General features: G+C 47.6%; 15 protein-coding genes. 7 read left to right on the top strand and 8 right to left on the bottom strand.

Features of this window, described 5'->3' with window-relative positions; genetic code table 11:
- Positions 1-65: 65 nt before the first annotated feature.
- The 3 genes from KTO58_RS08765 to KTO58_RS08755 form a co-directional block, all read right to left on the bottom strand.
- Positions 66-1,604: a S8 family peptidase gene (locus KTO58_RS08765; protein ID WP_095839734.1), complete on the bottom strand. Its 1,539-nt coding sequence runs from the start codon at positions 1,602-1,604 to the stop codon at positions 66-68.
- A gap of 221 nt (positions 1,605-1,825) precedes the next feature.
- Positions 1,826-2,308 carry a cupin domain-containing protein gene (locus KTO58_RS08760; protein WP_095839735.1) on the bottom strand — a complete coding sequence of 161 codons (483 nt, stop codon included), beginning with the start codon at positions 2,306-2,308 and terminating at the stop codon, positions 1,826-1,828.
- Positions 2,309-2,320: 12 nt separating this feature from the next.
- Complete coding sequence (locus KTO58_RS08755) at positions 2,321-3,316, bottom strand: quinone oxidoreductase family protein (protein ID WP_095839736.1); 996 nt, start codon at positions 3,314-3,316, stop codon at positions 2,321-2,323.
- Positions 3,317-3,419: 103 nt separating this feature from the next.
- Here KTO58_RS08755 and KTO58_RS08750 point away from each other — a divergent pair, with 103 nt between their 5' ends.
- Entirely contained in the window at positions 3,420-3,806 is a 387-nt protein-coding gene (locus KTO58_RS08750) for a winged helix-turn-helix transcriptional regulator (protein ID WP_095839737.1), read from the top strand.
- 84 nt (positions 3,807-3,890) lie between these two features.
- Here KTO58_RS08750 and ychF read toward each other — a convergent pair whose 3' ends face one another.
- Positions 3,891-4,994, bottom strand: coding sequence for a redox-regulated ATPase YchF (gene ychF / locus KTO58_RS08745; RefSeq protein WP_095839738.1), 1,104 nt, complete (start codon positions 4,992-4,994; stop codon positions 3,891-3,893).
- A 135-nt stretch (positions 4,995-5,129) separates the two neighbouring features.
- Between ychF and KTO58_RS08740 the strand changes: the two genes are divergently transcribed.
- The 6 genes from KTO58_RS08740 (at position 5,130) to KTO58_RS08715 (ending at position 13,246) form a co-directional block, all read left to right on the top strand.
- Positions 5,130-6,362, top strand: a complete 1,233-nt coding sequence (locus KTO58_RS08740) for a spore maturation protein (protein WP_225860147.1) — start codon at positions 5,130-5,132, stop codon at positions 6,360-6,362.
- Between the two features lie 78 nt (positions 6,363-6,440).
- Positions 6,441-7,697 (top strand): YeiH family protein, encoded by a 1,257-nt coding sequence (locus KTO58_RS08735; RefSeq protein WP_095839739.1) that lies wholly within the window; start codon positions 6,441-6,443, stop codon positions 7,695-7,697.
- Between the two features lie 190 nt (positions 7,698-7,887).
- Positions 7,888-10,821, top strand: a complete 2,934-nt coding sequence (locus KTO58_RS08730) for a sensor histidine kinase (protein WP_095839740.1) — start codon at positions 7,888-7,890, stop codon at positions 10,819-10,821.
- Positions 10,822-11,195: 374 nt separating this feature from the next.
- The gene (locus KTO58_RS08725) at positions 11,196-12,038 is read left to right on the top strand and encodes a sulfurtransferase (RefSeq protein WP_095839741.1); all 843 of its coding nucleotides are present in this window, start codon (positions 11,196-11,198) and stop codon (positions 12,036-12,038) included.
- Positions 11,999-12,352 carry a two-component regulator propeller domain-containing protein gene (locus tag KTO58_RS28900; protein WP_095839742.1) on the top strand — a complete coding sequence of 118 codons (354 nt, stop codon included), beginning with the start codon at positions 11,999-12,001 and terminating at the stop codon, positions 12,350-12,352. Before KTO58_RS08725 ends, KTO58_RS28900 begins: the two co-directional genes overlap by 40 nt.
- 153 nt (positions 12,353-12,505) lie before the next feature.
- Positions 12,506-13,246 (top strand): LytR/AlgR family response regulator transcription factor, encoded by a 741-nt coding sequence (locus KTO58_RS08715; protein ID WP_095839743.1) that lies wholly within the window; start codon positions 12,506-12,508, stop codon positions 13,244-13,246.
- Between the two features lie 621 nt (positions 13,247-13,867).
- Here the strand turns inward: KTO58_RS08715 and KTO58_RS08710 are convergent.
- The 4 genes from KTO58_RS08710 to KTO58_RS08695 form a co-directional block, all read right to left on the bottom strand.
- Positions 13,868-14,521 (bottom strand): YiiX family permuted papain-like enzyme, encoded by a 654-nt coding sequence (locus KTO58_RS08710; protein WP_095839744.1) that lies wholly within the window; start codon positions 14,519-14,521, stop codon positions 13,868-13,870.
- 37 nt (positions 14,522-14,558) lie between these two features.
- On the bottom strand, positions 14,559-15,992 hold the full coding sequence (locus KTO58_RS08705; protein ID WP_198314968.1) for a SusD/RagB family nutrient-binding outer membrane lipoprotein: 1,434 nt from the start codon (positions 15,990-15,992) through the stop codon (positions 14,559-14,561).
- 10 nt (positions 15,993-16,002) lie between these two features.
- Positions 16,003-19,188 (bottom strand): SusC/RagA family TonB-linked outer membrane protein, encoded by a 3,186-nt coding sequence (locus KTO58_RS08700; RefSeq protein ID WP_095839745.1) that lies wholly within the window; start codon positions 19,186-19,188, stop codon positions 16,003-16,005.
- 174 nt (positions 19,189-19,362) lie between these two features.
- Positions 19,363-19,656, bottom strand: a complete 294-nt coding sequence (locus KTO58_RS08695) for a thiamine-binding protein (RefSeq protein ID WP_095839746.1) — start codon at positions 19,654-19,656, stop codon at positions 19,363-19,365.
- Positions 19,657-19,688 lie beyond the last annotated feature (32 nt).

The following is a 19,688-nucleotide window of genomic DNA, read 5'->3' as shown; positions in this document are numbered from 1 at the left end:
CAGCAATAAAAAGCGGCTGCTCTGTATAGGGCAGCCGCTTTTTTATGTGGAGGGCCTGTTTGTTATCAGTTGGTACCGCCGGTGGCGATATTTGCGTTGATCACGCCCCAGCCGAACTTGGTACTTTTATTATTATACAAGCTGGCGGCCCTTGCCATGCGGTTGAGGATAGCGGTGTTACTTTCGGAAGGGTATTTACTCCATACCAGAGCGGCGATACCGGCGCAGGTAGCGGTAGCTACGGAGGAGCCTCCTACTGTAGAAGGTACGTCGCCTGTGGCTGCCAGCGCTAGTGGGTGGCGTTTGTTGGACGCGCGTTCCATTACTACGATAAAGTCTACCTGTTGGCCTTCGTGGCAGTCATCGCAGCGATTCGTCTGGTTGTCTTTCACGCCTGTTACTGCTACTACTTCGTCCATGCTGGCGGGAAATATCACGCCCACGAATCCGGCTGTGAAGGAGAAGGAAGTACCGGCGGCGCAGAATATGAGTTTGCCTTTGTTTTTAGCGTAACGGATGGCATCAGCGATTTTACTGATTTCGATAATGGTGCCCATGCTCATGCTGACGATCTTTACATCTGCGCTGTTGCCAGCGAGGGTGAAGGCATCGGATACGCCTGTTATTTCTTCGTTGCTGCTGATGAATACGTCATCGGCGGCACGTACGCTTACCAGGTTAGCGCCGTAGGCTACTCCTACTGCTGCGCCATCTATGCCTCTGGGGGCGGTACATACGCTGGCCATCTTGGTACCATGTCCGCAGTCATCTGCTGGGGAGCTACCGGGGCGGGTTACTTTCTTTTCGATGGTCCTGCCGGTAGACTGTCCCTGGTTGAACTGGGCACCCAGGTTATCCTGGCTGGCGCTAACGCCGGTATCTACGATCATTACCTTTACATTTTTGCCAGTGGCGTTATTCCAGGCCTGGTCAATTTTGTGATAGGTATAGTTCCATGATCTTTTGGCTGCCGGCTGAACGGTCACGTAGTCTGTGTTAGCGACGAGTCCGTTGTCGGGGTTGTTGCCACCGCAGCCGGAACCGGAGTCGGAGGATTCTGTTCTAACATTGGTGGAGGTACGTAACATAACATCGCCATAGCCACCTGGTTCGGCATATCTAACCAGCGGGGACTTTCTCAGTGCCTGGATGGTGGCGAGCCGGGTCACTTTCAGGTCGATCACTGGTAGCTGACCTTCGGGGATGGCGATGATGTCTGCAGCGGATTTACCGGACAGTTGTTCATGGGCGATGACCAGGCGCAGGATCTCTTCCCGGGCGGTTCTCCATTCATTACTATGAATATCGATATCCTGGATACGTTCGTTGAGGTTAGTGAAGCCCAGGGGTTGATAGCCGATGGTCAGGATGCTATCGCCATGTAGTAATGCGCCCTGTACCATGTTGGCGGTGGCGGCGGCCCAGTTAAAGCGTTCTTTGCTATGTAGTTCCTGTTGTACAAAGCGATTGATTACTTCGGGGCTGGCTACGGTCGTGTCGTTACCACCTGGCTGGAGGCCGGCGGTGAGCTGTTTGTCGGATTTGTTGCAGGAAGCAGCCCAGCACAAGGCGGTGCCGATGGCGACAAGGTAAGTCTTTTTCATTCGGTAGATATTTGTAGGTTAAAAAAAACAAGATGGATACAAATTGGGTTTGATCATGGACAGTTCTGCGCTGGCGCTATCGGGTTTTCATGAAAAAATGGTGTCCTATGGGACATACTCTCCAAAAAAGTATGCGGCAATATAGGCATAAATCTGAGGTAAAGCAGCTTATTAAAACATTAACAGGGAAAAGCGGCGGTGGCCTGCGTTTTCCCTGTTATTTACAGGTTGGCCTGTAATAATACGGCAAACTGTATGCATGGTTTGTCAGAGCGGTTACTCCAGGCATGGTTGGTACCCCGTTGGATAACTATATCGCCAGCTTTCAGCAAGGTTTCCCCCTCTTCCATGATCAGGTATAGTTCACCGGATACGATGAGGATATAGTCGAGTGTATCTGTCTGATGCATCAGTGGATGTTGTTGTCCGGGTTCGAGTGGCGGTACGCCCAGCATGCTATCTGGCGGAATAGATACATAACGCATATAGCTACCGTTGGGTAGTATTTGCGGGAAGGGTGTATTTACTATAGGTACTTCGCGGGTGAGATCGACGGGCATGGTGTCTGTTGCCCAAACGTCGGAGATGATCAGGGAAGGGAAATGTTCTTTTACGTTGGTGGCCGGTGCATCTTCCAGGATAGCGGAGCGGCCGTTCTTTATGCCGGTGACTATGCGGCGTGGGATGTTGGGAATAGCAGACATGTTATTTGTTTTTTATGATGTTATGGTCATTACGAGTTTATGCCCCTGACTTTTATTTTGTTGCAGTTGTGATAGTGCGGTGTCGACGGTGGCTGCGCTGAGCGGGCCTATGATACGTATGGGAGGCGGTTGCAGGGCGCCTTCGTACAGTAAGGCAGCTATCTTCTCCAGCTGGCTGCCGTAGTAGTGATATTTCCCTGGCTGTGCATAGGCATAGTTGGAGATGTTCAGTATGGTAGCGCCGGTGTTAAAGAGCTGTTCTCTTGCTGTGGTGGTGGTGAGGGCTGTGACATCTACATAGGTGCCATTTATTTTCAGTACGGCGGCGCTTAGTTCGGACATTGGCCCTCCTACGAGGTCGACGACATGATCGAAAGGGAGGTTGTCGTTGGCACTGAGCAGTTGTGCTTTGACGGCAGTGGTATTATAGTTGACGATGGCATTGGCGGGCAATCCTATATGCTGCAGCTGGCGATGGCTTTCGGGATTGCCGGCGGTGGCGGTGAGTTGTTGATGGCCACGAGCCAGCAGCAGCCTGGTAAGCGGATTACCGACTCCACCGGCGGCACCGCAGATGAGGATACGGTCGGTGGTATCGGGGCGGAGGCGTTCATAACACTGCAAGGCCGTGAGGGCGGTGATGGGCATTGCAGCGGCGGCTTCGAAAGATAGGGTGGCCGGTTTGTGGGCCAGTATCTCCTGTGGTACGACCACATATTCTGTGAAGGTGCCGTTAGAGCCCATGCTTCCGGCGGCCATCCACACCTCCTCTCCCACCCGGAAGCCACTTACACCGGCGCCGATGGCGGTGATGATGCCGGCGCCTTCCCGGCCCAGGATGCGGGAGTGCATGCGTTTCCGTTCGGTGGCGCCATTCCTCATCTGGAAGTCGATGGGATTAAATGCTGCGGCATGTAGTTGTACCTGTATTTGTCCGTCAGCGGGTACAGGTATGGGTACCTGTTGTATTTCGAAGCGGTTATTATCCGCCAGGATGATTGCTTTCATGAGCAGTTGCTGATTGATGATACGGCAAAATTATTCTTCAAAAGGCTTACATTCGCTAGGGTTAACCAGGGGTAACTAGTTACCCCGATGAAACTATTATACTATGGCGATCATCTGCAGGAATGGTGTAGCCCGGGAGGCTACCTGTACGGAGGAGTTGAAGGCGATGCGGGACAGCATCGATGTGCTGGGAGGAAAATGGAAGCTACGTATCATGCGTTACCTGGCTAACAGGACGCATGAACAGAATCATTTTAAGAAGATACAGCGGGAGATAGACGGGATATCCGCCAAGATGCTGACCAAGGAGTTAAAAGAGCTGGAATTGAACCTGCTGATCAGCCGGACGGTGCTGGACACGCGTCCGGTATCGGTGGCGTATGCGATCACTTCTTACGGGGAGAGTGTGCTGCCGCTGACGGACAACCTGGTACAGTGGGGGCTTAATCACCGGGAAAAGATCAAAGGGGATCCTCACGTACAGGGATAAAAATAGCGACGGCCATCCTGTGTCCAGGCGGCCGTCTTTGTTGTAACCTTCACAAATAAAGTGAAGTATCTTTTAATGGTATAATTATACGTTGAAACGGAAGTGCATTACATCTCCATCTGCCACGATATATTCTTTTCCTTCTATGCGGAGGCGGCCGTTGTCGCGGCAAGCTGTTTCTGAGCCATATTTCACATAATCATCGTAGGAGATGACCTCTGCTTTAATGAATCCTTTTTCGAAGTCGGTGTGGATCACGCTGGCCGCCTGTGGTGCTTTCCAGCCGGTGTGGATGGTCCAGGCGCGTACTTCCTGTACGCCAGCGGTGAAGTAGGTGATCAGGTTGAGCAGTTTATAGGCGGAACGAATGAGGCGGTTGAGGCCTGGTTCTGTCAGTTTGTATTCGGAGAGGAACAGTTCTTTATCGGCGGGATCTTCCATTTCGGAGATCTGGGCTTCGATAGTGTTGTTCATGATGATCACCTCCGCGTTTTCTGCTTTTACGGCTTCTTTGAGGGCATCGGAGTATTTATTGCCGGTGTGGATGGAGGCTTCGTCGACGTTGGCTACGTAGAGTACTGGTTTTTCTGTGAGCAGGAAGAGGTCGGCTATTGCGTTACGATCTTCTTTGCTGAGGTCCAGTTCGCGGATGTTGCGGCCTTGTTCCAGGTGTTCCTGGCATTGTTTGAGTATTTCGAATTCGCGTTTGGCTTTAGGATCTCCGCCTGTTTTGGCCATTTTTTCGGTACGGGCTACCTTTTTTTCTACGCTTTCGAGGTCTTTGAGCTGTAATTCTGTATCGATGATACCTTTGTCGTTTACGGGGTTGATAGCACCTTCTTCGCGGAGGATGTTATCATCTTCGAAGCAGCGGATCACGTGTACGATGGCATCTACTTCGCGGATATTGGCGAGGAACTTGTTGCCCAGGCCTTCTCCTTTGCTGGCGCCTTTAACGAGGCCGGCGATATCTACGAATTCGATGGTGGTGGGCACCACGCGATTGGGTTTTACCAGTTCTTCGAGTTTCTGCAACCGTGCATCGGGTACATCTACCAGTCCGATATTGGGTTCTATTGTACAGAAGCGGTAGTTGCTCGCCTGTGCTTTGGCGCTGTTACTCACCGCATTAAACAAGGTCGATTTTCCTACATTCGGCAATCCTACTATTCCTGCTTGCAAAGCCATTTTTAAAAATTTGCGCAAAGATACTACTTTTCGATGTTAGATTTACGATTTAAGATTTAGATTTGGCGCTGGGTTTCCCGGATGGCTTACTACGGGCTGGCGGGCGATACGGCATACGCAACTGAAAACTCAACTATGGCATTAAACTACGTTTGGCTCGCATTTTTCCTGATCGCTTTTGTGGTGGCTCTTTTCCGCTTATTGGTACTAGGTGACTATGGGGTATTTTCCAATGTGATGACGGGCATGTTTGAGAGTGCGAAGACAGGTGCGGAGATCTCGCTGGGGCTGGCGGGGATCATGACTTTCTGGCTGGGGGTGATGCGTATCGGCGAGAAAGCCGGTATGATACAGGTGTTTGCCCGGGCGGTGAATCCTTTCTTTTCCAAGTTATTTCCTGGTATCCCGGAGCGGCATCCTGCGATGGGGTCGGTGATGATGAACTTTTCTGCTAACATGCTGGGGCTGGATAATGCGGCGACGCCGGTGGGATTGAAGGCTATGAAGGAATTACAGGAGCTGAATCCGACACCGGATACGGCTACCAACGCCCAGATCATGTTCTTAGTGCTCAATACTGCCGGCATCACTATTATCCCTACCAGTGTGATCGCTCTGCGTATTGCCAGTGGTTCGGCCAATCCTGCGGACATATTCATACCTACGCTTATCGGCACATTTATCTCTTTTGTATCGGGCATGATCGCGGTAGCCATCTACCAGCGTATTAACCTGTTCCGGTTGCCTATACTGGTGTTCCTCGGTGGCTTTGGGCTGCTGATGCTTGGTATGTACAGCTGGTTCCGGCATCTGACACCGGAGGCTATCACTACCTATACATCCTTGCTGGGCGGTCTCATCATCTTTTCGATCATCGTATCGTTCCTGGTGATGGGGTTGCTCAAACGTATTAATGTGTATGAAGTATTCATAGAAGGGGCAAAGGACGGTTTTACGACGTCTGTACTGATCATTCCTTACCTGGTGGCTATGTTGGTGGCCATTAGTGCCTTCCGTTCGACCGGTTGTATGGACTATGTGGTGAACGGTATCGGTTATTGTTTTGCGCAGCTGGGGATCAATACGGATTTTGTGCCCGCCTTACCGGTGGGATTGATGAAAACCCTTAGTGGCGGAGGCGCCCGTGGGTTGATGGTAGATGTGATGCAGCACTATGGTGCTGACAGTTTCCAGGGGCGGCTGGCCAGTATCATGCAGGGATCTACGGAAACGACCTTTTATGTATTAGCTGTTTATTTTGGCTCTGTCAATATCCGCAAAACCCGGCACGCACTTGCCTGCGGCCTGATAGCCGACCTGGTAGGTGTGATTGCTACCATCATCATCGGCTATATCTTTTTTCACTAACGGAAACACTTGCATACCCGGCAGGCAGGTATTACTTTTACCGGCATTGCTGTTTATTAACATCAACCAACCTATATCATGCCAAGACAACCACTACATGAAGACTGGATTGCGGTCATCGTTGCATTCCTGACCATCGGCCTTGTATGTGCCGGATTAAAGCCTACCCTTCCAAAATTCGGCTGGAACAGTATGGAGACCCTTTCGGCGCAATTATTCCAGGCACAGACCTGGATACAGGCCGGCACTTTATTGCTCTGGGTGCTGGGAGGTCTTTTTATAGCAAGACTACTGGCGGGACAGCGACAGTTGCTACCACTGATTCCCAGTTTGGTGGCTATTATGGCCATTTCTTTGCTGGCACAGATCATTACCAGTAACAAAGCGGTGAAAGACCTGGGTATCGAGGTGGTACTGTTCAGCCTGTTGCTGGGATTGTTCATCAAGAACGTACTGGGGGTACCGGAATGGATGAAACCTGCGATACAAACGGAGTTATATATCAAGATCGGCCTGGTATTACTCGGCGCGAATGTGATCTTTAAGGATATTCTTCAGGCGGGTGCCCTGGGCATCCTGCAATCTGTTGTCGTGGTATTTACGGTATGGTACTTTACTTTCTGGTTATGTAAGCGGTTGGGGCTGGATGATGAGTTCCGGATGATGATATCCAGTGCGGTCTCTATCTGTGGGGTTTCTGCAGCGATCGCTACCAGTGGTGCTATAGAAGGTGATAATAAGAAGCTGTCGCATGTCATTTCCCTGGTGTTGATCGTAGCGATCCCTATGATGCTGTTTATGCCTTATCTGGCTACCTGGGCCGGGATGTCGCCGGCGGTGGCAGGCGCCTGGCTGGGAGGTACGATCGATACTTCCGGCGCTGTAGTGGCAGCGGGAACCATGTTAGGAGAAGAAGCGCTGAAATATGCTACGCTGGTAAAGTTCTCCCAGAATGTGTTGCTGGGGCTAGCCGCTTTTTTCATTTCGGTGTATTGGTCCTATACGAAGAAGGAAACTGCTACGGAAAAGCCCGGGCTGCGTACGATATGGGAGCGCTTTCCTAAGTTCGTGCTGGGATTTGTGATGGCATCGCTGTTATTTTCTTTCGCGTTGCCACCGGAAGTAGTAAGTGCTGCCAAAGGGTCCCTGAAAGAATTGCAGACATACTGGTTTGCGCTTGCCTTTACCTGTATAGGCTTGGAGACAAAATTCACGGATATTTTCAGTATGGAAAACGGCCGGCCGGCGATCGCCTTCATCGTGGCTCAGTTGTTTAATATCATCTTTACACTTATTATTTCGTACCTGGTATTTGATTACCTGGCCGCAGCGTAATATATTACTACTATTCTTTTTCAAGTCAGCCATCCTGTCAAGAGGAAGGCTGGCTTTTTTGTTTTCCTTCCTATTTGACAAAAAGGAGATCGTTATGTACATTTATAGCTCAGATATCTGTACTGTATCAACTCTATTATGGCGTCTTTCGGGGCGGCACCACTCACCCGGTGGAAATGTGTAAGGAAATATGAAACGTATTACTGTAGCTTTTTTCATTAAAGGAATACTACCAATCCTGTTAGTCCTAGGCTATACCATTGCTGTAGCTCAAGGTTATAATTATACCCAATACAAGACAGACCAGGGGCTGGCAGGTAACATTGTCTATTCTATTACCCAGGACAAGGAAGGATTTTTGTGGTTTGGTACGGAAACAGGTGTTAGCCGATTTGACGGGACCAGTTTTCAGAATTTTACTATCAAGGACGGCTTGCCGGATAATATTATTTATCAAGTGCTGGCAGACTCGAAAGGGCGTGTTTGGTTTGTACCGTTTAAACAGGCTATCGCCTATTATTATAAAGGTAAGATCCATAATTCCAAAAATGATACGCTGTTAAGACAAACCAATTATACTACGCTCATCCGGTCTGTAGCGGAGGATGCGCAGCATAATATAGCCATTGCCAGTAACTGCGAAGTATTTGTTATTTCTCCCGACAATAAGATAAACGCACTCCACAACAAGCCATCAGCCAAGGGGTTAATTACTGCGCTGGGACAGGATGAGTATAAAAAGTTCAATATTTTATCTCCTAATGGTATATACCAGATCAATGATGAACAGTTGACCTATAGAACCTCGCTGCCGGGAGCGGACAAGTTCTATACTATTCAGATGGAGATCAGGGGACGGAATGTCTTTTGGCGTACCAACAAGGGTTTTTACGTCAAAAAAAATGAGCAGGTAAGGCACTTTGACATCCCGCCTGTCAACAATTTCCAGGTACAGAATGACAGCCTGGTATATGTCAACACTGCGACAGGCTCTTATCAATTAAATATTAACAGCTCCTGGCTGGAGCGGGAATATTTACCCGGTAAAAGCGTCAGTGCTTACTTCCGGGATAATGAAGGCAATACATGGTTTGCGACACTGGGAGAAGGTATATTTAGAATACATTCGGAGCTTTTCCGGAGTTTGCGATATACGAGCGACAACCGTCCGCTGAAAGTATTCAGCTTATTTGACAATGGCAACAATATTTTGGTCGGCACTGACAATGCCTGCCTGAGGCTGGATCTATATCCTTTCAAACAACTTGCCAAGGAGCCGGTTTTCAAAACGGAATGGCCTGTTCATATTATCTACAAGAACGAAGATGCTTTGTTTCTCGCAACAAAAACAGAATTATTTGTCAGGCATCACAACGGTATTTATAAATACGATGCCTTTAAACATATCGTGAAAAAGATGGCGATACATCAAAACCAGCTGGTGATCGCCACCTCGTCTTCTTTACGTAAACTGCCCTTTCATATATCAGATCTGGTCAAAAACCCTTCCGATCAAGTCCTTTATCAAGGCCGCACGACAACGGTATATGTAGACAACGACAGCCTCTATTTTGGGACACCAGAAGGCTTATACAAGCTGGTCGGGGACAGTCTGCTTACCAAGCTTAGTGATATATCACCCCATCTGCAGGACAGAGTGGCGGATATTTGTAAAACCGCTGACGGGATACTTTGGGTAGGTACCGGCGGCAATGGTATTACTGCGTTGAGGAATGATAAAATGGCCTTTCATATGACTGCTAATACGGGCATCAGCAGCGATGCCATTCATTTTATGACGCCGGACACTGACGGTTCCATCTGGGTAGGTACGGAAAAAGGGCTGGACTGGCTGAAAATCATAAACGACAGCATACATGTTGTGAAATACACAGCGGCAGATGGTTTGATATCCAATGCTATCAATGCCATTGTTGTAAAAGGTGATACGGTGTATGCAGGCACTCCTGAGGGCTTAACATACTTTGACAAACGCAATCATAATTTTCATTCCCGTTGCGACCTGAAGATAATGGATGTATCTGCCAACGGTAAACATATCAGCCTTAAAGACCTGACCAGGCTTACATATGGGAATAACCAGGTCCGTATCAATTTTACGGCTATATCGTTTAAATCTGCCGGTGATATCCGATATATGTATCGTCTTAAAGGCCTGGACAGCAGCTGGCAAATGACAAGGCAGCGGCAACTGGACTTTATCTCCCTTCCTCCCGGTGAATATGCGCTCGAACTCTATGCCATCAACCGGTTTAACGTTAAAAGCAAAACGATACTGTTGCCTGTCACGATCCATCCGCAATTTTGGCAAACGGGCTGGTTCAATGTCGTAATTATCCTTTGTGTGATCCTCTTAACATGGGGCGTAATTGCGTGGAGCAACCAGCTAAGTGACCGCAAAAAGACTGTCCAGCGGCAGATGGAGAGAAGACTACAAGACCTGGAGCAAAAAGCATTAAGAGCACAAATAAATCCCCATTTTATTTTCAATTGCCTGCATGCTATACAAGGATACATTATCGACCGGGATATTCCCAGTGCTAATCACTATTTAAGCAGTTTTGCCCGGCTTATCAGGCAGACATTGGATAACTCGATGCAGACCATGATCACTGTCGCTGATGAGATCACTTACCTGACCACCTACCTCAACCTGGAGCGGCTACGATTTGAGGACGCGTTCCTGTTTAACTTTTATATCGACAAACATATTGATAAAGACCATACTTTTTTACCAGGGATGATGCTGCAACCCTATGTCGAAAATGCCATCCGGCATGGAATACAAAATAAAACCGACGGGCAAGGCACTATTAATATCCGTTTTATTCAACGGGAGCAGTATCTTATCTGCATAGTGGAAGATAACGGTGTAGGAAGAGCCGTTGCGCAGACGCTCAAAACGTCTCAGCATATAGAGTATCAATCCAGGGGGATGCAGCTCACCGAAGAGAGGATACGGTTACTCAGCAGCAGTTTCGATACGCCTATCGAAATAAACATTACAGATAAGCTGGATGAGCGGCTAAACGTTATTGGTACAGAAGTGACTATAAAACTAACCTTGATATACGGTAGCAGGCCACCCGAAAAGCACTCCTGACAACGCTTTTATTAAGCGATTACTTACGGTTACTTATTAAAAAATAGCAGTTATTAATATTCTCTTGTCAGCGTCGTTCTTATATCTGAATATTGCACCGGGCAGTATCTAATAGGTACTGAATAAAAATTATTACACTGGTAATCGCACATAGATTAAACTATACCTATATTTTGTGCTAATTACATTTAAGCTGTTCATGGCTTAATTGTCAGACAGCTGGCGTTACTATCGTCCAGCTGTTTTTCTGTTTCTTATAATTGCATATCCCCCCACAAACATCTCTTTCCCCTTACGTAAAGCAAGCCTACTTTTCCATGTTTCTTGTTAAAAAACAGAAGGTTATGTACATTTATTGCTAGTAATAACCAACTATGAAGAAAAATATCAGTCCATTGATTGCTGCTGAGGACGTCAGCCAATATTTGTCAGACAGCCATACTATAATAATGGATGTAAGGACGGGCGCTGATGCTAAAGGCAACTATACCGCACAACACATCCAGGGCGCGATATATGCAGATCTTAATAAAGACCTGGCATTAATACCTGAGGATGCTGCCAACGGCGGGCGTCATCCGTTACCTTCTCCTTCGGCATTTGCCGCTTTTCTTGGTAAGTGTGGAATTACCCCTCAAACAAACGTCCTGGTCTATGACGACAAACAAGGGAGTAATGCGGCGGCCAGGCTTTGGTGGATGCTTCGTGCAGCTGGCCATGAAAAAGTAGCGATGATTGACGGAGGCCTTCAAGAAGCAATAAAGGCAGGGGTGCCTATTACAGACCAGCCCTCGCCTATTCATCCTACGAGTGACTACCCTTTTCAATCGTGGCAATTGCCGGTAGTAACAGCAGATGAAGTAGCTACCGCCACGGATGATCCGCGATCGGTAGTTATAGATGTTCGCGATGCCTATCGTTATCGCGGCGAAAGTGAGCCGATTGACACCGTCGCAGGTCATATTCCCGGAGCTATTAACATTCCCTATGCAACGAATCTAGATAAAAATGGCAGATATCTACCTGCTGATAAATTGGCCGACATCTACCTAGAGGTCAGTAAAAAGAACAATATAATTGTACATTGCGGTTCAGGGGTAACCGCCTGTCATACCTTACTTGCCTTACAAGTTGCTGGTATTGAAGGGGCAAAATTATATGTAGGCTCCTGGAGTGAATGGTCCCGCAACAACCGGCCACAAGCGAAGGAGGTATAACGGAAAATATGAGTGAAAAATATTCCTGCCATATTTTCATCCCGTGTATTCTACTATCATTACTGGTTCTGTGCTATACTTATGCCATAGCGCAACGCTATAATTGTACACAATACAAAACAGAGAACGGGCTTACAAATAATATTGTTTATTCCGTAGAACAAGATAAAGAAGGTCTTTTGTGGTTTGGTACGGAAAAGGACGAGTATGGTGTCTACCTTTCAAATATACAATATAGCGGCAAAATGTATCATACGCAGAATGAGTCCTTGCTGCGTAAGCTCAAATTCACCAGTATTATACGATCTATTTAGGAAGACGATCAGCAGTACATAGCAGCAAAAAAAATCAATGTATTATACGCCAATAGATATAAATATTTCTGACTGCTACGATCAACAGGGAAATTTCGCCGGTACACGGGTAAATATCCGCTACGGTTGATCCTTGCACAAAAAAGCTGACATATGATCCAATGCATTATCGTTGACGATGAACCTAAAAATATATCTACCCTAAGTAAGATGTTGCAGCTGTACTGCCCTGATGTCATTATTGCAGGCAGCGCTACGAATATAGAAACAGCCCTGGCATTGATCCAACAGCTATCTCCGCAACTCCTCTTCCTGGACATTCAGATGCCCAAAGGCAATGCTTTCGACCTGCTAGACCAGATCATGCCGGTTACCTTCGAGATCGTCTTTGTAACTGCCTTCGATAATTACGCTATAAAAGCTTTTAAATATAATGCTCTGGATTACCTGTTAAAACCTGTCGACATAGAAGAGCTTAAGGCAGCAGTACATAAGGTCCGTACCAGAGTGGGGATGCAGCATATCAATACCCGCTTGGACAACCTTCTTAAACAGGTCAGAGATAACGATAATGCTAAGATTGCCCTGCGTACACAACAGGGTATGTTTTTCCATACCATTTCCGACATTGTATTATGTACCGCAGAAGGAGCCTACACCCGTTTTGAATTTCTGAATGGCAAAAGCCTGTTGGTGACCGGTACGCTGAAAAAATATGAAGAGACCCTGCCCTCGCGGGACTTCTGCCGTATACACGACGCCTGCCTGGTCAATCTTAATCATATTGTCCAGTACCATGTCGGCAAAAGCGGTTATGTGGAGATGGTAAACGGCAGAACAGCAGAAGTATCACAAAGAAGGAAAACCGAATTCCTCAATAGATTCCGGTCTTAAATACTTAAAATAGTACTCTTATTCGCCAATGAACTGCGTTTATTTATTAAAAAACAGCAGTTATTAATATAGGCTTTATGTTCTGATGGTCAAATACGAATATTGTATCTGAAAGATTGACTCATTGACACTAAAGGATACAAATACACGTATTACAATCGTACATAAATAGTAATAAACTATACCTATATTTTGTGCTATCTACTTTTAAGTTTTTTGACTTAAATGCAGACAGCTGGCGCTATTATCGTCCAGCTGTCTTTACTTTTAACCTACTTTATATCGGCACACAGAGCGTTCCACCGCAGAAACAATCCACTTGTCCACCCGTAGGACACGGATTCCCGAATGCGCAGGATACATTAGCACAACTCACGTCCGCCAGTTTGACGCCACCGCCTTAAATAGCCCGTAATTGACTCCGGACAATTACATTAAAATGTTACTTGTTTACTTTTCATAATCGTGGTTTGGATAACGGTCAGGGCTGTATATTATAAAGTACATTCTTTTCAGGCAGACCAGCAATTGATATGGGCATTTTTTTGGTCGTATTTTTCTTTACTTTTCTGGTTGCCTGCTGGCACATGCATATTTAAAGCTGGCAAATATAGCGGACGGCTATTTTTCGTATACGGTCTTCAATAAAGAAGAATTGAACAATTCTCCGGGAGAGATCATCAACTCATCCAATGGTATATTTTTCCCATAGCGCTCTTCCATAGTTGCTTTCACTATAGGGCTGGAAAGATCAAAATGCTGCAGGGGATAACGTTTGCCAAGTTCAATCCCCGTTGTACGTTGATATATTTTCCATACCAACTCTGAACAATAGATACGTTCATCTGACCAGCCAAAATAGCCATCGTAATCTTTGCCCTTGAAGGCGGCTCCGGCTGCTTTCATTTTGTCGATTATTACAGGTGTCAACACGCTGTCTGCCCGGAGCCTTTTTACTACAAAATGTCCTTTACTACGGGAGATCCACTGTTGCAAAGGAGTAAGCCTGACTGGTTGTACGGCTTCGTATACATAATATTTTCCTTGTTCCCGGTATATTAAACCGCAATGTGTGATATCCGAATGTGTAGCCGCTTTGATGGCTGCACATTGCGGGGAGATACCGCTTTGAAAAACGATATCTCCTTCTTTCAATGGTGGTAACTGCTGCCAACTGGTAAAGCTACGCTGATAGCCTCTTCCCTGCAGAAATAACAAAGCTGCCATCAATAGTACGCCCGAGAGTACTAGGAACGTTATCGGTTTTCGTTTCATGTATACCAGTTTGATCGTATGCTGAATATAGCTATTTTTAACGATCCCACCAGACACGACCGTTCAGATCATCTCTTCCATTCAGTCCTGGTTGGGCGTTTACCGCATCATTATAATGTGCGGTATTGATGTTACGCTCTTTTACTGGATAGCCCTGGCGCCGGGGAATGGGTACATTACCATTGTCTGGTGCGGGTTGCAGCAAGGGAAATCCAGTTCTCCGCCATTCCGCCCATGCCTCATAACCATTCATATACAAGTGTACCCAACGCTGATATCCAATCTGTCGTAAAGCATTAGCCGGATCATAGCTGACACCCGGCTGTGCCAGGTAAGTTGCAGCACCATTTTCACTACCGGTCCACTGGCTCACAGACGCGGTGACAGCCTGTTGATAATAACCGGCAGCTGTACCATCCCCCCCTGGTATCCAGCCGATCCGGGCAGCCTCAGCGTAAGCGAACAATAGCTGCGCATAGGTCATTACGTAAGAAGGTGCATCCTGTGCACGAATACGCGCACCCAGGTATGAAACGCTGTCGGACGGGAAGTTCTGCGCTTTATCTCCTGTTATACCATAAGGCATCCCTACATAGTCCACTCCTGCCCTATCCGGCTTGTCTGCAAATACAGGTAATCTCGGATCGCGCAGCGGCCGCATGAAGTCTACCATCGGCTGGCTGATACAATACCAGCGCCGATTCAATACGCTGAACACATTATACCAGTAATTTTCATTGGCTGCTTCGGCAATATGTTTATAGACTACATTGTCTGCATTACCGGTAAAACCGCCCATTGTCATTGCATCGTTCAGCTCCGTCTTACCTTTAGCAGGATCAATTTTGGACAAACGTAGCGCCATCAATACCCGCATGCTGTTGGCAAAACGTTTCCACTTGACCATGTCTCCGCCGAACAGGATGTCGCCTTTCACCGGCGTACCATTGTCAATCTGCAGAGCAGCTTCTTTCAACTCTTTGAACAGGTCGGTGTAAATATCCTGTTGCTTATCGTACCGGGGCGTAAAATTATCCTTCCCCTGCAGGGCTTCCTTGTAAGGGATATCACCCCAACGGTCCGTCATAAACCAGTAATAATAAGCCCTTAGAATGCGGGATACGGCCTGCTGATTAGCAGGCGAGCCTTCCACATCTGCAAAAGTGCGGGATGCCAGTATCGACTGCAGGTTCGCCAGGTACGCCGTATACAGGTCATAGAAATCAAAACTGATAATAGTATAACGGGAAGCGTCCGTGTAAGGCTTCTCTGACAGCTGTTGCGCATACAATACGCCATTGGGAGATTCGATCGTACTGGCTAGTCCCGAAATGGCGTAGGTCAGCAATTGAGGATTAGAGGCTGTGGAGGGCTTATTAGGGTCTACATTGATATCATCATTGAATTTACTGCAACTCCCCAGTAATCCTCCCAATATCAGCATATATAGCAAGTAATAACGTTTACACATAATCGGCTGTTTAAAAGGAAACATTAAGGTTAACACCAAAAGACCGTGTAGTGATCAGCTGTCCTGTCTCCAGCCAGCTGATCGGCGCACTACCGGCAGACAATTCCGATGGATCTAATCCTTTCGGCGCTTTCTGGTAGATCATAAAAGGATTACGCGCAATAAAGGCGATGTTCAGGCTGCTGAATGGTAAGCCTTTGAACTGTTCCTTGCGGAAAGTATATCCTGCCCGTAGCTCCCTCATTTTAATATACGAAGCGTCATACAACCATTCCTCGTAAACAGATGTCCCCAACCGGCTGCGGAAATAAGCCTTAGCATCTACATAAGTGGTGACCTCCTGCCCGGTTGCTGCGGAAATACCATTCACTTTCACCCCGCCGCCTTCCGCTACCGGGTCGCGTACATTTTTACCGCGATCATTCATAGCTGCCGTCTCCTCCGCCTGACCCGATTTCACAGCCAACATCCGTGACCAGCTGAAGAAACGGCCTCCAGATTGAAAGTCGATCATCGCACCGATATCAAAGTTGCCGATACGGAAAGTATTTTGCCAGCCGCCGATGAACCGGGGTAATACCGACCCAAAATCATGATTCTGCTCAAACAGCGGCAGGTTCTGCGCATCCAACAGTATCTTGCTCGTCTTCGGGTCACGTTGATAAGCATTCCCTATCAGCGTTCCGAAAGTACCGTTTACCGTAGCATTCAGAAATACAGACACCCGGGAATAGGTGTTCTGATCTAATATCAGGTTGTTGATACCAGGATAAAGAGATTTGATCAGGCTGGTGTTCCGGCTGATATTGAACACCGTCGTCCAGTTGAACAATCGGCTTTTCACCGGTTGTCCATTCAGGCTCACTTCGATCCCCTTGTTCTGAATATTGCCGGCATTTACCCAGTAATAGGAGAAACCGCTGGTACCTGATACATCCAGCCGGATTACCTGGTCCTTGTTCTGCTGGTTGTAGTAAGTTACATCCAGTCCCACACGGTTGTTGAGAAAACGCAGCTCCACCCCTGCCTCGAAAGAAGTGCCTATTGCGGGTTTGATATTCGGATTGTTGAGCGTATCCGGTACTGACATAGGATAGGTAGTACCGATCGGCGCGCGCAGGTTATAGGTCTGGCTGATACGGTAGGCATCCAGGTCAGAACCGGCCTGCGCCAGGCTCACCCGGAGTTTACCAAAGGATAATGGTTCCCATTTCAACAGCTCGCTGAATACAATACTGGCTGCACCGGAAGCATACCAGTAAGAATTGTTGCCTTTAGGCAGTGCAGAAGAGCGGTCATTGCGTAAGGTAGCATCCAGGTAGTAGATATCTTTATATCCGACTGTAGCCGATCCGAAATAGCTGTAGATCTCTTTACGGCGAAGATAATCCGTGATGCTGGGCCTTTCTTTCGATGCGCTGATGTTAAAGAAATTCGGCACACTCAACCCGCCCTGTGTCGCCGCCGACAGGTAGGAATACCGTTGTGTGAGCAGGTTGGCGCCAAGATTAGCATTCAGCGAAATGTCTCCCCATTCCCGGTTGTACTGGGCCAGGAATTCATAGTTCATCTCCTTGTTCTGATATTTGCCGGTAGAATAACTATTCAATCGCCGGCCGCCGATGGCCTCCCGCTTATCCAGTTGTTGTATGTACATGTCTCCTCTTACAAAACCGCTTAGCTTCAATCCCGGCAGCGGGTCATATATCAGGCCTACATTTCCGAAGAACCGGTCCCTGCTGTCATGAGCAGGGTTCTCATACGCTTCAAAGTAGGGATTATTCCAGTCGCTCACCGACTCGAGGAATCCCGGTTGTGTCGGGTCGTTCAGGTTCCAGTGATAAAAACGGCCATCCGCATATTTATACTGCCGCAGCTTTTTCATATCCAGCGATCGCTGGAACCACTGTACGAAGTTACGCGACCCTTCATAGTATCCCTGTGAAGGTCGCTGTGCATTGTTGTTTGCATAATTCAGACTGGTGTTCACCTGCAGCGAGGGGGTGATGTTGAGTGATCCGTTGAAACCCAGGTTATTCCTTTTCAACCAGGTATTGGGCTCCACCCCTTCTATGCGGGTATTGTTATAGGATAACCGGAAAGAGCTGTTCTCTCCGCCGCCGGATATGGAGATGTTGTTGTTAAAGGTATATCCTGTGCGATAAAAGTCTTTGATGTTGTCCGGATGAGGAGAAAAAGGTGTCAGCTTGCCATAGTCAGGATCTGCTGGGAACCAGCTATACATATGTCTTACAGGTCTTCCGTCCATCTTGGGCCCCCAGCTTTCATCCGTGCCGGACACAAAAGGCTGCTGTACACCGTTTACATTGATCGTAGAAAAGGTCTGACTGCCACCACCACCATAGGTGTTCTGTAAAGGCATGAAGTTGCCGGCTCTCTCCAGTGAAAAGGCAGAGCTGAAGTCTACACTCACCTTTTTATCCCCTTTACGGGAGCCTTTTTTTGTAGTGATCATCACTACGCCAAACTGACCACGCAAACCATACAGGGCGCTGGCCGCGGGTCCTTTCAGGACGGAGATAGAAGCAATATCATCCGGGTTGATATCCTGTGCCAGGTTACCCAGGTCCGGACCATTACGCTCCGCAGAGAAGTTACTGTTAGACACCGGCGTACCGTCTATCACGATCAGCGGCTGATCCGCACCATTGATGGAGTTGACACCGCGTATCTTTATCTTCTGCGTACCTCCCATGCTGGCGCCGGAAGAACCGGTTACCTGCACACCCGCGATCTTGCCCGACAAAGATCCGATCACATTCTGTTCTTTCGTCAGCGTCAGGTTCTCTCCCTTCACCTGTTGGGTCGCATAGCCTACTGAACGCTCCCGCCTTACAATACCTAACGCCGTTACCACCACCTGCTCCAGGTTGCGGGTATCCGGCTTCAGCGATACGTTGATCACCGTCTGCCCGGCCGCCGGCAACGATACCGCCAGGTAACCAATAAAACGAAAGATAAGCTGCGCGTCAGCCTGCTGAACAGTAATACGGTAATTACCCTGTGCATCAGTGGTAGTACCTTCGTTGGTGCCTTTAACCTGTATGGTCACCCCAGGTAATGGTGTACCGCCTTCCGCAGCACTGACCTTCCCGGTGATCGTCCGCGACTGGGCCAAAAGCATTAGTGGACATAACAGGTGACACACCATGAAAATAGCGTAGATGGATTTCATGCCGTGCGATTTTAGATTTGGTTTCTATAAATGGGTTCTACCAACAATATACCGTAAACTAATCGGAATCAAAAAAATATCATCACAAAATGACGAACAGACGAAAGGCCGGAAAGTATGTCGCGACATACATCTTCCGGCCTTTTGTCATCATATCGATACTATCTTATACGCCTACTCGTACTTTCCCACCTTCTCTTCCATCGTCACATCCCTGTCGGGTCTGATCTGCATTTTTATATATACCAGCAGCTGGGAGGCCCCTGCTTTAAAGCATACCTCCTGTGTCTTTCGCACTACTGCCATCAGCTCATCATAAGTGCCTTCCATTACCGTCTCAAAAGGACATACCTTGTAAGGCACTCCTGATTCCTGTATCACAGCAATCGCTTCGTCTACAACTGCATACACCTTTTCCGTTGCTACCTGTGGAATGATCTGTAACGCCAGATTGATCTTGTGGTCCATTGTTTTATTCTTTTTGTTTTATCAGTATAACT

Origin of the sequence: Chitinophaga pendula, assembly GCF_020386615.1 — a bacterium.
Taxonomy (GTDB): domain Bacteria; phylum Bacteroidota; class Bacteroidia; order Chitinophagales; family Chitinophagaceae; genus Chitinophaga; species Chitinophaga pendula.
Note: the sequence above shows the minus strand (reverse complement) of the source record. Positions and strands in the feature narration are given on the sequence as shown.

Excerpts from the sequence above, each read along its gene's own strand:
- KTO58_RS08725 (WP_095839741.1), top strand. The coding sequence starts at position 11,196 with ATGAAGAAAAATATCAGTCCATTGATTGCTGCTGAGGACGTCAGCCAA.
- KTO58_RS08750 (WP_095839737.1), top strand. The coding sequence starts at position 3,420 with ATGGCGATCATCTGCAGGAATGGTGTAGCCCGGGAGGCTACCTGTACG.
- KTO58_RS08730 (WP_095839740.1), top strand. The coding sequence starts at position 7,888 with ATGAAACGTATTACTGTAGCTTTTTTCATTAAAGGAATACTACCAATC.
- KTO58_RS08705 (WP_198314968.1), bottom strand. The coding sequence starts at position 15,992 with ATGTGTAAACGTTATTACTTGCTATATATGCTGATATTGGGAGGATTA.
- KTO58_RS08715 (WP_095839743.1), top strand. The coding sequence starts at position 12,506 with ATGATCCAATGCATTATCGTTGACGATGAACCTAAAAATATATCTACC.
- KTO58_RS08710 (WP_095839744.1), bottom strand. The coding sequence starts at position 14,521 with ATGAAACGAAAACCGATAACGTTCCTAGTACTCTCGGGCGTACTATTG.
- KTO58_RS28900 (WP_095839742.1), top strand. The coding sequence starts at position 11,999 with ATGGTCCCGCAACAACCGGCCACAAGCGAAGGAGGTATAACGGAAAAT.
- KTO58_RS08755 (WP_095839736.1), bottom strand. The coding sequence starts at position 3,316 with ATGAAAGCAATCATCCTGGCGGATAATAACCGCTTCGAAATACAACAG.
- KTO58_RS08735 (WP_095839739.1), top strand. The coding sequence starts at position 6,441 with ATGCCAAGACAACCACTACATGAAGACTGGATTGCGGTCATCGTTGCA.
- ychF (WP_095839738.1), bottom strand. The coding sequence starts at position 4,994 with ATGGCTTTGCAAGCAGGAATAGTAGGATTGCCGAATGTAGGAAAATCG.
- KTO58_RS08695 (WP_095839746.1), bottom strand. The coding sequence starts at position 19,656 with ATGGACCACAAGATCAATCTGGCGTTACAGATCATTCCACAGGTAGCA.
- KTO58_RS08760 (WP_095839735.1), bottom strand. The coding sequence starts at position 2,308 with ATGTCTGCTATTCCCAACATCCCACGCCGCATAGTCACCGGCATAAAG.
- KTO58_RS08740 (WP_225860147.1), top strand. The coding sequence starts at position 5,130 with ATGGCATTAAACTACGTTTGGCTCGCATTTTTCCTGATCGCTTTTGTG.
- KTO58_RS08765 (WP_095839734.1), bottom strand. The coding sequence starts at position 1,604 with ATGAAAAAGACTTACCTTGTCGCCATCGGCACCGCCTTGTGCTGGGCT.
- KTO58_RS08700 (WP_095839745.1), bottom strand. The coding sequence starts at position 19,188 with ATGAAATCCATCTACGCTATTTTCATGGTGTGTCACCTGTTATGTCCA.